This window comes from Pseudomonas helleri, assembly GCF_045830615.1.
Lineage (GTDB): Bacteria > Pseudomonadota > Gammaproteobacteria > Pseudomonadales > Pseudomonadaceae > Aquipseudomonas > Aquipseudomonas helleri.
On record NZ_CP174501.1, the window covers coordinates 2,054,114 to 2,069,811 of the forward strand.

Annotated in this window: 15 protein-coding genes; 5 read left to right on the plus strand and 10 right to left on the minus strand. The window is 56.8% G+C overall.

The features are described from left to right. Positions 1-4 precede the first annotated feature (4 nt). From ACJJU9_RS09260 to ACJJU9_RS09275, 4 genes are all read right to left on the minus strand, one after another. Positions 5-1,192, minus strand: a complete 1,188-nt coding sequence (locus ACJJU9_RS09260; protein ID WP_282364488.1) for an acyl-CoA dehydrogenase family protein — start codon at positions 1,190-1,192, stop codon at positions 5-7. Positions 1,193-1,263: 71 nt separating this feature from the next. Continuing rightward, the gene (locus ACJJU9_RS09265) at positions 1,264-1,665 is read right to left on the minus strand and encodes a biopolymer transporter ExbD (protein WP_048368932.1); all 402 of its coding nucleotides are present in this window, start codon (positions 1,663-1,665) and stop codon (positions 1,264-1,266) included. 1 nt (position 1,666) lies between these two features. Beyond that, the gene (locus tag ACJJU9_RS09270; RefSeq protein ID WP_048368933.1) at positions 1,667-2,386 is read right to left on the minus strand and encodes a MotA/TolQ/ExbB proton channel family protein; all 720 of its coding nucleotides are present in this window, start codon (positions 2,384-2,386) and stop codon (positions 1,667-1,669) included. A gap of 88 nt (positions 2,387-2,474) precedes the next feature. After that, positions 2,475-3,275 carry an energy transducer TonB gene (locus ACJJU9_RS09275; RefSeq protein WP_048388490.1) on the minus strand — a complete coding sequence of 267 codons (801 nt, stop codon included), beginning with the start codon at positions 3,273-3,275 and terminating at the stop codon, positions 2,475-2,477. 567 nt (positions 3,276-3,842) lie between these two features. On the opposite strand from ACJJU9_RS09275, the gene ACJJU9_RS09280 reads away from it, so the two are divergent. Continuing rightward, a complete protein-coding gene (locus ACJJU9_RS09280) occupies positions 3,843-5,891 on the plus strand; it encodes a TonB-dependent receptor family protein (protein ID WP_407730531.1) in 2,049 nt (682 codons plus the stop codon). A gap of 233 nt (positions 5,892-6,124) precedes the next feature. On the opposite strand, the gene ACJJU9_RS09285 is transcribed toward ACJJU9_RS09280, so the two are convergent. Both ACJJU9_RS09285 and ACJJU9_RS09290 read right to left on the minus strand, forming a co-directional pair. Beyond that, on the minus strand, positions 6,125-7,075 hold the full coding sequence (locus tag ACJJU9_RS09285; RefSeq protein WP_048388486.1) for a DUF979 domain-containing protein: 951 nt from the start codon (positions 7,073-7,075) through the stop codon (positions 6,125-6,127). Beyond that, complete coding sequence (locus ACJJU9_RS09290) at positions 7,072-7,797, minus strand: DUF969 domain-containing protein (protein WP_153351675.1); 726 nt, start codon at positions 7,795-7,797, stop codon at positions 7,072-7,074. The genes ACJJU9_RS09285 and ACJJU9_RS09290 overlap by 4 nt, the downstream gene beginning before the upstream one ends. Positions 7,798-8,085: 288 nt before the next feature. Here ACJJU9_RS09290 and ACJJU9_RS09295 point away from each other — a divergent pair, with 288 nt between their 5' ends. Then, positions 8,086-9,006, plus strand: a complete 921-nt coding sequence (locus tag ACJJU9_RS09295; RefSeq protein ID WP_314914570.1) for a LysR family transcriptional regulator — start codon at positions 8,086-8,088, stop codon at positions 9,004-9,006. Between the two features lie 335 nt (positions 9,007-9,341). Here ACJJU9_RS09295 and ACJJU9_RS09300 read toward each other — a convergent pair whose 3' ends face one another. The 3 genes from ACJJU9_RS09300 to ACJJU9_RS09310 all read right to left on the minus strand — a co-directional run bounded on the left by ACJJU9_RS09300 (position 9,342) and on the right by ACJJU9_RS09310 (position 11,966). Beyond that, positions 9,342-9,770 (minus strand): hypothetical protein, encoded by a 429-nt coding sequence (locus tag ACJJU9_RS09300; RefSeq protein ID WP_407730532.1) that lies wholly within the window; start codon positions 9,768-9,770, stop codon positions 9,342-9,344. Positions 9,771-9,918: 148 nt separating this feature from the next. Then, positions 9,919-11,229: a HAMP domain-containing sensor histidine kinase gene (locus ACJJU9_RS09305; RefSeq protein WP_153334481.1), complete on the minus strand. Its 1,311-nt coding sequence runs from the start codon at positions 11,227-11,229 to the stop codon at positions 9,919-9,921. Beyond that, on the minus strand, positions 11,226-11,966 hold the full coding sequence (locus ACJJU9_RS09310; protein WP_153330603.1) for a response regulator: 741 nt from the start codon (positions 11,964-11,966) through the stop codon (positions 11,226-11,228). The genes ACJJU9_RS09305 and ACJJU9_RS09310 overlap by 4 nt, the downstream gene beginning before the upstream one ends. 305 nt (positions 11,967-12,271) lie before the next feature. On the opposite strand from ACJJU9_RS09310, the gene ACJJU9_RS09315 reads away from it, so the two are divergent. The 3 genes from ACJJU9_RS09315 to ACJJU9_RS09325 all read left to right on the plus strand — a co-directional run bounded on the left by ACJJU9_RS09315 (position 12,272) and on the right by ACJJU9_RS09325 (position 13,918). Then, positions 12,272-12,535, plus strand: a complete 264-nt coding sequence (locus tag ACJJU9_RS09315; RefSeq protein WP_407730533.1) for a DUF2790 domain-containing protein — start codon at positions 12,272-12,274, stop codon at positions 12,533-12,535. Positions 12,536-12,538: 3 nt separating this feature from the next. Continuing rightward, the gene (locus ACJJU9_RS09320) at positions 12,539-13,084 is read left to right on the plus strand and encodes a thioredoxin family protein (RefSeq protein ID WP_407730534.1); all 546 of its coding nucleotides are present in this window, start codon (positions 12,539-12,541) and stop codon (positions 13,082-13,084) included. A 165-nt stretch (positions 13,085-13,249) separates the two neighbouring features. Next, complete coding sequence (locus ACJJU9_RS09325; RefSeq protein WP_407730535.1) at positions 13,250-13,918, plus strand: glycoside hydrolase family 19 protein; 669 nt, start codon at positions 13,250-13,252, stop codon at positions 13,916-13,918. An 87-nt stretch (positions 13,919-14,005) separates the two neighbouring features. Here ACJJU9_RS09325 and ppnN read toward each other — a convergent pair whose 3' ends face one another. Beyond that, positions 14,006-15,379, minus strand: a complete 1,374-nt coding sequence (gene ppnN / locus ACJJU9_RS09330; protein ID WP_048391494.1) for a nucleotide 5'-monophosphate nucleosidase PpnN — start codon at positions 15,377-15,379, stop codon at positions 14,006-14,008. Positions 15,380-15,698 lie beyond the last annotated feature (319 nt).

Consider the following 15,698-nt stretch of genomic DNA (forward strand, 5'->3'; position numbering starts at 1 on the left):
GTCCCTATGAATAAAATGTCGGGATGGGGGACGTGCCGTTAAGTGCCCAGTCGCCCAGTTCCTGAAGCTTGTAGTCCAGAGGGTCGTGCAGGCTCTGCGTGCGCAGGTTGCGCCAGTGCCTGTCGAGCGCCACGGAGGTTTGCGTCGCACGCGCTCCGGTGACCTCGAAGACCTTGCTACACAACTCCAGGCCATTGCGGCTGGCGGCTACTTTGGCGGTAGCAATGGCGATGGCGACTTCACCGCGCTCTTCACTGGTGAGCGCCGGGCCTTTGGCCCAGGCCTCGTCCAGTACGGCTCCGGCGCGTTCGACCAGCAAGCGGGTGCTTTCCAGGGCGACCCAAAAGTCGCCGTAATGGCCAAGAATGTAAGGGTCCTGAGTGTTTTGGGTAGCGCTGGATTTAAACCAGGGCCGGGTTTCTTCCAGGGTGTAGCGGCGCGCTTCTTCAAAGGCGCCTTCGGCGATGCCGAGAAAAATATTGGCGAAATGCAGTTGGGCTATCAGCGGCCGCAGGCAGGCAAAGGGCGTGCTCAGCGGGCCGGGATCGAGCAGCAAGTCCGAGTCTTCAACCCGCACACGCTGGAACGTCACGCTGCCACTGTCGGTCTGACGCTGGCCCATGTTGTGCCAGTCGTTGTGCAACGTAATGCCCGAGCGGGCGCTGGGGATGGCGGCTATTAGCAGCTTGCCGCCTGCGCTTTCGTCAATCGCAGAGGCAATCAGCATTTCAGAGTCGTTGGCGCCGGAGCAGAAGCTTTTTTTGCCGGAGAACTCACGCCAGCCTTCACGCTCCTTGACCACGGTGCGGGTGTCCAGCGGGTTGAGGGTATTGCCCCAGAACCAATTTTTGTTCGCCGTCAGCTTGAACCAGGTTTGCCATTGCGAGGGTTTGGCGAACAATCGCACAGTGGCCAGCATCAGGTGATGGAAGCCGAAGACATGGGCGATTGAACTGTCCACCCGGGCAAATTCGCGCACCACTGCAAACGTTTCGGACCAGGTGGCGTTGAGGCCATCGAACTGGCCCGGAATGCTCATGGCCAGCAGGCCGCTGTCGCGCAAAAGATTACGTTCGTGCTTGGGCGTGCCGCCTTGGGCATCACGCTCCACTGCGGTCAGGGCGAACTCGACTGCCAGCTCTCGAGCGATGTCCAACGGTGCCTTCCTGGCATTTAGCTGTGTGACAGTCACGTGTGTTCACCTCGTTTGAATGTCGCCCCCCGACGTCGTGTCAGGGGGTTACCAGAAGGCTGCGGGTTATTTCACTTGGCCGTAATCACCGACAGCTTGGTGATCCCGGCGCGCTCAATCGAGGCCATGGCGCGTGCCACTTCGCCGTAGTTCACACCGTTATCGGCTTGCAATTGCACGCGAACTTCCGGGTCTTTGGCCTTGGCCGCCTGCAGGTTGAACTCCAGCAGGCCCGCTTCAACTTCATCCTTGTTGATGAACACTTTGCCCTGATCGTCGATGCTAACCACCAATGGGTCTTTTTGCTCCACGGGGGCGACCGAGTCGGTCTTGGGCAGGTTGATCGGAATCGCGTTGGTCAGCAGTGGCGCGGTGACGATAAACACCACCAGCAGCACCAACATCACGTCGACCAGCGGCGTGACGTTGATTTCACTGAGCACTTCGTCGTTATCTTGGGTTGAAAAGGCCATCTCAGGACGCCTCCTTCACTTTTTGCGCGGGCGCGGCAGACTTGTTCAGCACCGGGTGCAGGTGCACACGGAAGGCGCTCTTCTGGGCCAGGCTGTAGAAGTCGTGGGCGAAGTCGTCAAGGTCCGCAGCGGTCAGCTTCAGGCGACGCAGGAAGTAGTTGTAAACCAGCACCGCAGGGACTGCGACCGCGATCCCGACGCCGGTGGCAACCAGCGCTGCACCAATCGGGCCGGCGACGGTTTCAAGGCTGGCAGAGCCGGCGGCGCTGATGCCTTTCAAGGCCGACATGATGCCCCACACGGTGCCGAACAGACCGATAAAAGGCGAGGTGCTGCCGATACTGGCGAGGATCGCCAGGCCGGTTTCCAGCGAGCGGCGCTCACGCACGATTTGCTGGCGCAGCGAACGCTCCAGGCGGTCCTGATGGTTGATGTTGTGCGCCAGGTCATTGGCCTGTGGCGCATCGGTCACTTGAATGGCGGCATAACCGGCTTGTGCTACACGGGCAGCAGCGCCCGGCGCAGTGCTGGCCAGCTCGGCGGCCGAGTCGAGGCTGGTGGCGGCCCAGAATTGCTTGAGGAAACGACGGTCCTGGTTTTTCAGGCGGCTGAACTGCACGCCTTTAAGCAAGAACAGGCCCCAAGTGGCGACCGAGAAAATAATCAGCAGCCAGATGACCGCATGTTCAATGGATTCAAAGGGGGAAGCGATAAGGTTCATGGTTCAGGCTCTCTAAATTACGTCATCAAAACGGTCAAGGCGTCGCGTCTTTTCAGCACGCTCGCGGTGTAAAAAATGAGGTCCGGGCTTATTTGATTTTGAAATCAATCGGCACGCTTACCCAGCCGTCAATCGGGTCATTGCCTTGTTTGGCCGGGACAAAACTCCAGCGCTTCACCGCATCCTTGGCTGCGTTGTCGAGTTGGTCGCGACCGCTGCTCTTCTGGATCTGGATTTCGCCAGGCTTACCGCTGGCCAACACGTGGACCCGCAGCAGCACAGTGCCTTCCCAGCCACGGCGCATGGCCAGTGACGGGTATTCCGGCGCCGGGTTGTGCAAATAGCCGGCATTGGCAGAAGCCGGGGTTATTGGCGCAGGGGCAGGCGGCGCGGGTGGAGCAGGGGGTGCAACCGGTTGCGGCGGCGCTGGCGGTTGTTCAACAGGCTTGGCCACGGGTTTAGGCACAGGCTTGACCACCGGCTTGGGTTTTGGGATCGGCTTGGGCGGTGGCGGTTTTACGGCCAGTTCGTCTTCTACAGGCGGAGGAGGCTCGACCACGGGCTGAACAACCGGCTCGGGCGGAGGCGGTTCCACCACAGGCGGTGCCGGTTGAGAAAACTCGATGGTCATCGGCGGCACTTCCGGTGGCACGATCGGCAATACCGGCGTCGGGTTCTGACTGATCCAGTAAATCACCGCACCGTGCAGTGCCAGTGCGAAAACCCCCAGCAGCACTGCTTCACGGCGGCTCAGGATGCGCTTGGGCGTGCTTTGCAGGCGCGACAATGACAGTGGGCCGCGAAACGTGCGCCCAAGATCAAGCAGTTCGCCGCCGGGGCCCTGGCGCCAGAGCACATCCAGCGCGCTGGCAGTTTGGACATTGGCCATTAATAACTCCTGGCTTTAAGCAAAACGAAGTCGTATTCGCGATCAATACACTCCACTGAATGCACTTAGTTGCCGAAGCAAACAGGCATGCCAAAAGTAATAGCAAGAGCCATACCAACTAGGAAAAGTGCCGTAAATCGGGCGTATTTTGTTAATTGTCAGACACAACAGTGTGGTTAATTCAGCGCATTGTTCATGCACTGTTGCTGGAGCAACACGTGTTGAACAGCAGGCAGGCAAAACCCCTCTACAATGGGCGTTACGGCAACGACAGCAAGTGATGCAAATGCATATGCACTGATCAAATTGTTATAAGAAAACTTTAAAACAGGTCGACTGTTGAAATGCAAACAGCCCCTTTACAAACTGTTTGGTTGACACCTGAAAGTTGCTCTTTAATTGCCGGAAATCGCTGTTTTTGGGCTGGCACGAACTCTGCAAAAGTCCGTGTGAGAGCGAGACTATACGAATAGATGCTCCACTCACTAACAGGCAGGAGCATTAATAATGAACAGTGCGTCAGAAAGGCGAGTATTACGACGTAGTGCACTGGCGACAGCTTCCAGCATGGGAATTCTCCTGATGCTGGTTCAGGCCACAGCGGTGGCTGCCGAGGACAAAGATCCTACGTTAGCCACGGTGGTGGTGACCGGCGCCGAGGCCAGCGAGGCGCAGAAAGCGCAAAAAGAACTGAAGAAAGTGGCCGGCAACACCGCCGTGGTCGACAACCGGGACATCGAGCGCGGGCGCGCAGCCAATGCCGAAGATGTTCTGGCCTTGCAACCCGGTGTGTTCGCCCAGGCAACCAGTGGCTCTAGCGCCAACAAGATTTCCATTCGTGGCTCGGGGCTCAATACCTTCTATCAAGGCTATGTGCTGGGCATCAAGTTTCTCTTTGACGGCCTGCCGCTGACCGGGCCGGGCGGTACTCAGGAAGACATGCTGGACATGCAGGCGGTGGACCACACTGAAGTGCTGTACGGCGCTAACGCTTATCTCTATTCCGCCTTGTCGCTGGGCGGTGCCATCAACTTTGTAAGTAAAACCGGGCGCACTGATCCAGGCAATTACGCGCGCTTTGAGGCGGGCAGTTACGGCTATCAAAAAGAGCAATTGAGCACCGGCGGCGTCGTGGGTGATGCTGATTACTACGTCAGTGTCCTGCACAACCAGCGCGATGGTTATCAGGACGACACGTCCAACAAAGGCCAAGGCCTGGTCGCCAACTTTGGCTACGTGTTCAACCCAAAGCTGGAAACGCGATTCTTTGTGCGTTATCGCGAAGAGACCCTGACCCAGGGCAACACGCTGACCAAGTACCAGCTCAAGCATGACCCGACCAGCAACACCGTGCCGATTGGTCGCAAGAAAGACGGCTCGACCCTGTTGGGCAGCAAGACAACCTACACCTTTGACGATAACGCCAAGCTGGAAGTGGGCCTGGGCTACAACGACTATCCGCTGTTGAACGGCTGGCGCTACAGCCCGTCCCCCCAAGATTGGCGCTCCAAAGACATCAACCTGACCCTGCGTTATCTGCGCACTGGCGACACGTTCCTGGGCTTGCCCAGCGACAGCAGCGTGACGTTCAGCAATACCCAGTCTTACCTGGCGGACGTGAAGTCCCACAGTCGGGTTACCGGCGCAACGCTCCAGAAAACCGATTACACCGGCTCACGCGATACGGTGTTCTCGTTGGGGAACGAGTTGCAGTTGGGCGATAAAACCTGGCTGTCCAGCGGGCTCTCGCTGATCAATATCAAACGCAAGGCCGACATTAAATACACCACCGGCGTTAATACCAGCGCCTTCCCCAACGGCGTTGAATACACCGAAACCGATCTGGCCCCGCGTCTGGGCTTGCGCTATCAACTGACACCGGAATTCGAGTTGTTCGGCAACGTCAGCCGTTCGGTCGATCCACCCGTTACCTGGCAACTGGGTAGCACCGGGACCCCCTACATTCGCGATGTCCGCCCGCAAAAGGCCAACACCGTGGAGTTCGGGATTCGCGGCGGTCATGGCATCTTTGACGGCAGCCTGACCGTGTACCGTTCGTGGGTGCAAAAGGAATTGCTTTCGGTGGTCGTGCGTCAGGCCACGGCGACCCAGGACCAACTGGTAGCCACCTCCAACGGCAGCCCGACCATTCACCAGGGGATAGAGGCGGGGCTCAACGCATTGCTCTGGGAAGGCAAGAATGGCGACACGGTGTCGTTGCGTCAGGCTTACACCCTGAACGACTTCTACTACCGCCACGACTCAACATTTGGCGACAACCAGTTGCCGGGGCTGCCGCGTCAGGTGTACCAGGCCGAGCTGCAATATCGGCAAGCGGGTGGTTTCTACGCACAACTCAATGCACGTGCGGCTTCCAGTTATTACGTCGATTTTGCCAACACCCTGAGTGCGCCGTCCTACACCTTGTGGGGAGCTAAAGTCGGTTACGAAGCCCCGAGCAAAAAATGGGAAGTATTTGTGGATGCCCGCAACCTGACTAACCAGCGCTACGCTACGGCGACCAACACTGCGTATGACGCCAAGGGCCAGGACTCGGCCAACTTTTATCCGGGCGACCCGTTCAACGTCACTACCGGCGTTTCGTTCCACTTCTGATCATTGTTGTCTTAGGAGGGGCCGCCCCGTCTTCGACACCGCGCTGTCGCGCAGCAAACAGGCCACCGAATATCTTCAGCATCCCCCAATCGGTTCCCTCTCCTTCGGGAGAGGGCCAGGGTGAGGGGGCTCTTGATTAGAGAGGCTTTTAGGTACATATCCATTGCTGCGGCAACGGCCACTTAGGGTTGCGGCCTTACGCCGTGCCACAACAATCCGGTTTGACAAGCGGACTACATCAGCGTGTAGAGCAGTACGATGTTGACCAGCAGCATCATCACGGCGGTGGGTATTTGTGCTTTGATCACGGCGTATTTGTCCGGCAACTCCAAGAGCGCCACCGGGACGATGTTGTAGTTGGCTGCCATTGGTGTCATCAGCGTGCCGCAGTAACCCGAGAACATCCCGATAGCTGCCATCAACGCCGGGTTGGCGCCGTACATGCCCACAAGCACTGGCACTCCCACACCGCCGGTCATCACGGGAAAGGCGGCAAAGCCATTGCCCATAATCACGGTAAACAACGCCATACCCAGCACGTAGACCACGACCGCGACCAAGCGAAAATCCATATTGATATAGGCCGTAGTGACGTGAGCCACGGCCGTGCCAACCCCCGCGTCATTAAACAGCAGGCCGAGCATGGCCAGCATTTGCGGCAGCACCATGGTCCAGCCAAGTGCTTCGGTCAGTCGTCGTGATTCGCGTAGCGCTTGCAAGGGCGTGTCGCGAGTCAACATGCACGCCAATATCAGGGCCACGATGCAGCCCATGCCGAGAGAGACAAAGGTGGTATTTTTTGGGTCCAGCAAAGGCACGCCGCCGATCTCGGTGTGCTTAAGCAGCACGGAACCAATAACGGTCACCAATGGAATCGACAACGCCGGAATAAACAATCGGTGGCCGAGGCGACCGGCGCTGGCCCGCGCTGCTTTTACATGCAGTTCGGCATGCGCGCCACGGCCTACGCCACCGATGCCTGCGATCACGGCCATCACCAATACGCCAATGCCGATGACAAATGGTGAGAGCCGATCGCCGATCAGAAATACCAGCGCGAACAGCATCCAGAACAGGCCGCTGGTCCAGCGTTTTGGGTGAGTTCGATCACACAGGATCATGCCTGCCGTGATCAGTAGCAGAACACCGGCCAACCAGTAGAAATACTCGATCGAAATAATCATCGGGCCACCTGCAAGGCTGCGTCAGGTCGGGTGGCTTTCGTCAGTGTGCGTGACAGCATCAGGTCGAAGCGATACAGCCTTAAGCCATGCACGATAAAGGCACAGATGGCCGTCGGAATTCCCCAGAAGGCAATGTGCAGCGGTTCGACATCAAGCCCGGCACTGAGCAGAAAAGTATGCATCAGGGCGATGGCACCAAAAGCCACAAACACGTCCTCGCCAAAAAATAGCCCCACATTGTCCGTGGCAGCGCACATGGCCAACACTTTGTGCCGTACTGCCGCTGGTAGCTTGCCGTACTTGTTTTCGGCAGCCCCTTCAGCCATTGGCGCGAGTAGCGGGCGAACCATTTGCGGGTGGCCGCCAAGACTGGTCAGGCCCACGGCTGCCGTGGTTTCGCGCACAAACAAGTACATGATCAGCAGCCGCCCGACGGTGGCGCGTTGAAAACCGGCGATCCAGTTCTGTGCGTGAAGACGCAAGCCGTGGCGCTCCAGCAGGCCGATGACGGCCAGGGGTAACAGCAGAATGAGTTGCAGCGCCCGGGTTTGCAGAAAACCCGAGCCCATTTCGCTGATTATTTTTTCCAGCGGAAAATGCGCGGCAAGGCCGGTGATAACACCCGCCACGCTGACCACCAGCAGTGGGTTGAAGCGCAGCACAAAGCCAATGACGATGACGAAAACGCCCATCAGGGGCCACAGGTTTACGACGGTTTGCATGAAGGGGGGTATCCCTTGGCTGGTTGCCGCAGCGCCAGGGCAGGCTGGCGTGAGCAAGGCAAAAGCGGTCTGGCGCACTTTTGCATAATCGGTTCGCTGCCGGACTCAGCGTTTTTTTATGATTGGTGGCACCTATGTTTGGCGGCTTTGAGGCGTGCGTCCAGTCAATAAAAGTTGTCACGCCTGAACAAAAAAAGTTTTACCTGTCACTGACTTAAGCCGTCTGGCCTGAGGTGGCGACAAAGGTTTAGAGTGGTGCCCAGGTTTGGATCGGGCGAGCACGGCGTTATGAATATTCGATTTCTGCAGACCTTCGTTTGGGTCGCACGGCTTGGCAGTTTTCGCCTGACCGCAGAGAAGCTTTCAACCACCCAGGCGGCGGTTTCCAGTCGCATTTCAGTGCTTGAAAACGAGCTTGGGGTGCAGTTATTTCAGCGTGATTCAAGGGGGGTGAGCCTCACGCGCGAAGGTCAGAAGGTGTTGGGCTATGCCGAACAGATGCTCGCGACCCAGCAGCGTTTGTTGCAGTCGCTTGGCCAGACAGACAGCTTCGCCGGGCGCTTGCGCATCGGGGTCATGGACACGGTAATCCACAGTTGGCTCAGCGATCTGATCAGCGCCATAAGCCGCGATTACCCTCAGGTTGAAGTCGAGTTGACGGCGGATACGGCGTTAAATCTCAACGAGCAATTGCTCAAGGGGCATCTGGACCTTATTTTTCAAACTGATCTGGTGCGTGCCGACGGGGTGCGCAATGTGCAACTGGCCAGCTACCCGCTGAGCTGGGTCGTGGCCAAGGGCAGCCCGCTAGATCGCCGCTATGCAAGCCTTTCAGACCTCTGTCAGGAACGCTTGCTGACCTTTTCGCGGTTATCGCGGCCGCATCAGGACATGCTTAATTTTCTGCATCAGCAAGGTGTTGCGACGCCCAAGGTGAGTTGCATCAACTCAGTGGCGGCGATCATCAAACTGGTGGCTGACGGCTTTGGCATAGGGGCGTTGCCACCGGTACTGGTCAGCCGGGAATTGCATAGCCAAGCCTTGGTTGCGTTGCCCATGGAGGCGCCACCAGGGTTTGCGGTGTTTGCCAGTTGGCGCGTCGGTGCGGGGCTGGAACTGAACGAAGCGGTGGTCAATCTGTGTCAGAGCGTAGTCGCGGATTATCAGCGCAGCGTTTCGCACGACCATTTTGTATTGCCTGGCAACTGATCCGTATTTTTTCGCCATATCTGCGTCTGTTATGAGTGCAGATCAAAGCGCACAATTCCCATCAACCTCTCGAGACAGGCAAGAGCGTGAGAGCCAAGCGGTACTCGCCTCTTGCCGCCCGATGTGCTGCACCTGTTTTATTACGTAGGTTTGACGGGGAAATGTGATGGGTAAGATGGCGTGGTTTTTAGGCGGTTTTTTAATACTGACCATCGGTATCGGTATTTTGGCGACCATTCCGCCGGGTTGATCAGATGTTTCCACTCAGATGCGGGCATACCTGTGTTGCCCGCTCTGCCAATCACACTTCGACGACGCCCGCAGGTTGAATGCGTTTATTCGATCGTAAAATCGACTGCGTAGTTATAGGGGTAGACGTCCGAGTGCAGTCTTAACCGGGAATTGCAATCTCCTGGGCCGATGACGCTGTGAGTCCAGAAGTAATTAACTCTCGGCGACTGATGAAGATACGACTTTTCATAGGCGTATAAGAAGCTGGTTTCAAACTGCAGTATTTCATTGCCAATGCTGTAGGCGAACCGGGTTTCAAAGAAGGGTTTTTTGACACCGTATTCAATCAATATGTCGCCCTTGAAGTGGGGGGCTGCATGGAATTGGAAAACATTTCTGCTGTGGGCGGAAAACTCAGGAGGGAAGCTTCCCTCTCTGCCGCTGTGGGTGCCTTCTATTCTATTTAGTTCATGCGCTGTGTTGTTGATAACGCGCAAGTTAACTATCAGTGTGTCGCTGAATTTGCTATTCATTTTTGAGATCCTTCTCATTGGGTGAATAGCTGAAGATTAGAGCCTTAACTGAGGTGTTGTTGGTGTCATCGTCTTTTCGTGGATACCGATAGTTCGTTTTTTAAGGTAAGAATCATCTTGGTTGTTTCTCAGACAGATGCAGCTTTTTCTAGTACGAGCTTTTAGGCAGCAAGAGTTCTGCGCACAGTCCGCCCCCTTCGCGGTTGCTCAGGCCAAGCGAGCCCCCCAAGGCAATTGCCAGTTGCTGGGCTATCGCCAGCCCGAGCCCGGTGCCGCCCGTGTCGCGATTGCGTGAGCTCTCAACCCGGTAGAACGGCTTCAACACTTCGCGCAGTTCATCGGCTGAAATACCCGGCCCGCGATCAAGCACTTTTATTGATACGTTGCCGTTGGCTTCAGCGCTGACGACCAACTCGGCCGCTCCAGAAAATTTCAAGGCATTGTCCAGCAAGTTGATCAGTACCCGGCGCAGGGCGTGGGGGCGGGTTTCGATGGGGGAGCCATAGCTGCCACTGCTGTTGACCGCTTTACCCACGTCTTGATAGTCGAACACGATGCTGTCGACAAAGGCATCCAGGTCAAGTTTGCAGTTGGCCTCGGTTGAGCCGTGCACGCTGCGGGCGTAGGCCACACCCTCGCGGACCAGATGTTCCATTTCCCCCAGATCACTCAGCAGTTTGTCGCGCTCGATCGAGTCGTCCATAAACTCGGCGCGCAGTTTCATGCGAGTAATGGGGGTCTGCAAATCGTGGGAAATGGCCGCGAGAATCTGCATGCGCTCTTTGAGGTAGTCTGCGATGCGCTGCTGCATGGCATTAAAGGCCACGGCGGCATGGGCGACCTCGGTCGGGCCGCTTTCGTCCAGATGCTGGATGCGGGCATTCGGGTCCAGGCTTTCTACTGCGCGCGACAGCCGGCTGAGCGGGCGTATCGCCAGCCTCACCGCCATCCAGGTGCAGCCCAGCAGCAGCGCCAGTTGCAGCACCAAAACCACCGGTAGCCACAGGGCCACGGGAATGTCGGCCGGGCGCACGTCAATGGTCACGGGGTTGCCGTCAGCCAGTTGCAAAAACACCTGATAGTGCGGGCGCACGCCGGGGATATCGGCAAAGGTCAGGGCGTAATGTTGGCCCAGCGTGTCTTTGATCGAGGAGGCTGACATGGGCGGGTCTGCAGTGTCCATGGGTACACCGCTGTCACCTTTGGTCAACAGGTACTGGTAATGCTCCCGATTCAGGCGCGAGAGCCAGGCCTGACGCTCTTCGGCGGGCAGGCGGTCCAGGATGGCAACGGACGTTGAAATGTCGTTTTCCATGTTGTTGAGCATGGTCGAACGGGCGCTCAAATAGCGCTCATAGAACTGCACGCTGAACGACAGACCATTCGCCAGCAGCAGACTCACCAGAAAGATCAGCGACAATTGCGACGCCAAGGTCTTGGGCCAGCGCAGCCATTTCATAGTGATGCACCGAGCATTTTTACGGGCAGTGAGAACACATAGCCTTCACTGCGCACGGTTTTGATACAGGCCGGTTCGCGGGCATCATCGAGCAAGCGTTGACGCAAACGACTGACCAGCAGGTCGATGGAACGATCAAACAAGTCGGCATCACGGCCCTGTGTCAGGTTGAGCAATTGATCGCGGCTGAGGACCCGCTGAGGATGGTCAAGAAACACCCGCAGCAGGCGGTATTCGGCGCCACTGAGGGCGACCATGGTGTCGTCCTCATCCAGTAAGTGGCGGGCGCTAGTGTCCAGCCGCCAACGGCCGAAAGCCAACAAGCTGCCACTGTCGGTGACCTGCAAATTGGGTGGCAACATGCGCGTACGCCTCAAAACGGCGTTGATCCGAGCAAGCAGTTCACGGGCCGCGAAGGGTTTGACCAGGTAGTCGTCGGCGCCCATTTCGAGGCCGATAATGCGGTCGGTTTCGTCACTGCGTGCTGTCAGCATTAATACCGGCGTGGCCTTGTGCTTGCCGGCACGCAGTTCGCGGCACAGCAACAGACCGTCATCACCGGGCATCATGATGTCCAGCACAATCAAGTCGACAGGTGTGCTTTCCAGAAAGCTGCGCATTTGCCTGCCGTCGGCAACCACGGTGGTGCGCAGACCGTTCTTTTTCAGGTAATTGCCCACCAGTTCGCGAATCTCACGATCATCGTCAACGATCAGGATGTGATCGACATGCTCCATGGCTTTAATCTCTCGCGGGTGGTTGGTGAGGCGCATCATAGCCAGAGACCGCGCTCTTGCCTGCAGGCCTTTGTATTTCAGTGTATCTGAGGTTTTACAGATACAAACTGAGGCAAAAATCTTCAGGCCACTCAAATGCAGCTTTGGCCTGGAATGTATCGCTGTGTATCTGCAGGCCCTCCAGATACGCAAAGAGTCATCGAGGCCGATTCTCGACACATTCGCGATACCTCACGGGCTTTGAATAGGACCCATCGAGATACCAAGCCTCGATGACTCTTAACCAAGACTGTGAGGAACTGATCATGAACATTAAAGCTACCTGTGCTGGCGGTGTGTTTGCCGCGTTAAGCCTGTTTGCCCTGGGTGCCCAGGCTCAAGAAATGCCCGTTGCGCAAAACTACACCTACGGCACGCATCTGGATGTGAAGAAGGTGCTGGCTATCACTGAAGACCCAGGTTACGACTGCCAGGTGGTCAAATCGCACATGACCTACCTTGACTCCAAGGGGCAAACCCAGCAACTCAACTACTTGAAAGTTTCGCAAAACTGCAACGAGGGCGGCTAGTCCATGGCTGGCAAGTTTGCAGGTGTTGGCCGGGCTGCGCGCTGGCTGGCGTTGCTGGGTGCGATGGCCGCGAGTGGAGGTGCGTTCGCGGCCCAAGAAGGCGGTGTGCCGATGCCGGCGTTGTCCGGCGCCGTTGAATGGCTTAACTCACCGCCGCTGACACGCGAGTCGTTGCGCGGCAAAGTGGTGCTGGTGGATTTCTGGACCTATGGCTGTATTAACTGTCAGCGCAGTCTGCCTTATGTCAACGCATGGGCAAAGAAGTACGCCAAAGAAGGGCTGGTGGTGATTGGCGTGCATACGCCTGAATATGAAGAAGAGCGAGTGGTCGAAAACGTACGCCAGCAGGTGAAGAAGTTGGGCATTGAATACCCGGTTGCAATCGACAATAACAGCGTAATCTGGCGCGCCTTTGATAACCAGTATTGGCCTGCCCACTATTTTGTTGATGCCAAAGGTCAAGTGCGGGCCACGCATTTTGGCGAAGGTATGTATCAACAGCAGGAACAATTTATTCAGCGTTTACTTGCCGAGAGTCATGAGCAGTGATGGGGCATGTGAGTGCTGGGTATGAACGGCATATGTCAGTTTATTCTGTGATGTAGGTGGGTAAGTTCGACTTGAGTGATAAATGGCGGTTTTATTGCGCGCAAAGTGCTTCACTTTTTATTTATCAATAATTAAGAGTGAAGTGTCATGTTGAACCGAGAAATAATGTTGAAGTTATTCCCCAAGAGTGCACGGTACGTTGATAGCTATTTACCGCTGATGCATGGCGTAATTGAACGATGCCAGATTAATACCCCGCAGCGGATAGCCGCTTTTCTATCCCAAGTGGGGCACGAAAGTGCCGGTTTCACGGTGCTTGTCGAGAACCTCAATTACAGCGCAGATGGTTTGGCCATGACCTGGGGCACGCGCTTTGCCTTGAAGGACTCTGCGGGTAAATACGTGATGGTCAAGGACGGTAGCCGCTTGCGGCGTATGCCCAATAGCGATGCGCAGTTGTTGCATCGCAAGCCTGAGGCTATTGCCAATCGGGTTTACAGTGATCGCTTGGGCAATGGCTCCGAGACGTCGGGGGAGGGCTGGCTTTATCGTGGCCGGGGTTTGATTCAAGTCACCGGCAAGAGCAACTATCGCGCCTGTAGCCTTGCGCTGTTTGCAGATGAGCGCTTGCTCGCGACGCCCCACTTGCTGGAAGACTGGCAATGGGCGGTGGCGAGTGCGGGTTGGTATTGGCAGGCACGCGGTATTAATAAGTGGGCTGATGGCGATGATTTTGCATCGGTCACCAAGGTGGTCAATGGTGGTCTGAATGGGCATGCCGAGCGCTTGGCGGTTTACCGCGAGGCGCTGCATTTATTGGCGATGCACCCGTGATGCAGCACTTACTGCTCGACGGATTCAAGGGGCTGTTGAGCTTTCACAGCTGACGCCATGAAACCTCAACAGGCCAAGGGTGGCGCCTTAACTGACGACGCGATAGCAGGGCACGTAAGCGGCGCCGCCTGGCAGCTTCATGCGGTGTTGTTTAACGAAGGCATGCAGCAGTTTGTCCAGCGGCTTCATGATCGCGGCGTCACCGTGAATCTCATACGGGCCGTGTTGTTCGATCAGGTGAATGCCTTTTTCTTTGACGTTGCCGGCCACGATCCCGGAGAAAGCCTGGCGCAGGTTGATGGCCAGTTCATGGGGTGGCAGGCCGCTGCGCAATTGCAGGTTGGCCATGTTGGCATGGGTCGGGTCGAATGGGCGCTGGAACCCTTCATCGATTTTCAGCAACCAGTTGAAGTGGAACGCGTCATTGCGCTCGCGGCGGAACTGCTTCACCTCTTTAAGCCCCGCGGTCATTTGGCGGGCCACTTCAGGCGGGTTGTCGATGATGATCTGATAGTGCTGTTGTGCCGCCTCGCCCAGGGTAGCGCCGACAAACTCGTGCAACTGTTGCAGGTAAGGTTCGGCCTCTTTGGGGCCCGTCAGAATGACGGGGAAGGGCACGTCCTTGTTGTCCGGGTGCATCAGAATCCCGAGCAGGTACAAAAACTCTTCAGCCGTGCCCGCACCGCCCGGGAAGATGATGATGCCGTGCCCTACACGCACAAACGCTTCGAGGCGTTTTTCGATGTCGGGCAGAATCACCAGTTCGTTAACGATTGGGTTAGGGGCTTCGGCGGCGATGATGCCGGGCTCTGTCAGGCCCAGATAACGCCCCCCCACCAGGCGTTGCTTGGCGTGTGAAATGGTGGCGCCCTTCATCGGGCCTTTCATCACGCCGGGGCCACAGCCGGTGCAGATGTCCAGGCTGCGCAAGCCCAATTCATGACCGACTTTTTTGGTGTATTTGTACTCTTCGGTGTTGATCGAGTGGCCACCCCAGCACACCACTATCTTGGGGTCTACACCTGGGCGCAGGGTGCGGGCGTTGCGCAGAAAATGGAAGACGTAGTCGGTGATGCCGGCTGAAGAGCTCAGGTCAATGCGTGTACTTTCAAGACCGCTTTCGGTGTAGACAATATCGCGCAGGGCGCTGAACAGCATCTCTCGGGTACTGGCGATCATTTCGCCGTCGACAAAGGCATCGGCCGGTGCATTCAGCAGTTCAAGGCGAACACCACGGTCTTGCTGGTGAATCCGGACTTCGAAATCCTTATAGGCTTCAAGAATGGTTTTGGCGTTGTCGACATGAGCACCGGTGTTGAGGATAGCCAGTACGCATTGGCGGAACAGTGTGTAACTGCTGCCTGAGCCGACTTCGCTCAGTTGTTGCACTTCACGTTGCGAGAGCGTCTCCAGGCTGCCTTTCGGGCTGACCGAAGCATTGATGACTTGTCTTTGAACCATTGTGGGCTTCCTGTGAGCGGGATCAAAAATGGCGTGGCGCAGCTTTATGAATTCATATCAGCACTTCGCATTGGCCGAGCGAGAGGTCCCAACTCTTACGTCTTTGGATTCATTCGATTAAAGCATAGTGCCTCTGTGCAGGCATGTCGCAGAGCGATCCACCTTACGCGGGTCGCGTTGGCTACAGTAACACCGCGCACGCAGAAGACCAGCTATCGATTGGCTAACTTTAGCCGAGGTCTCTGAGCAATTACGGTGTCTGCAAGGGGCGGTCAACGGTAGGGCCAGGGCACGGTTGTAAGCGGGGATTTACAGGCAT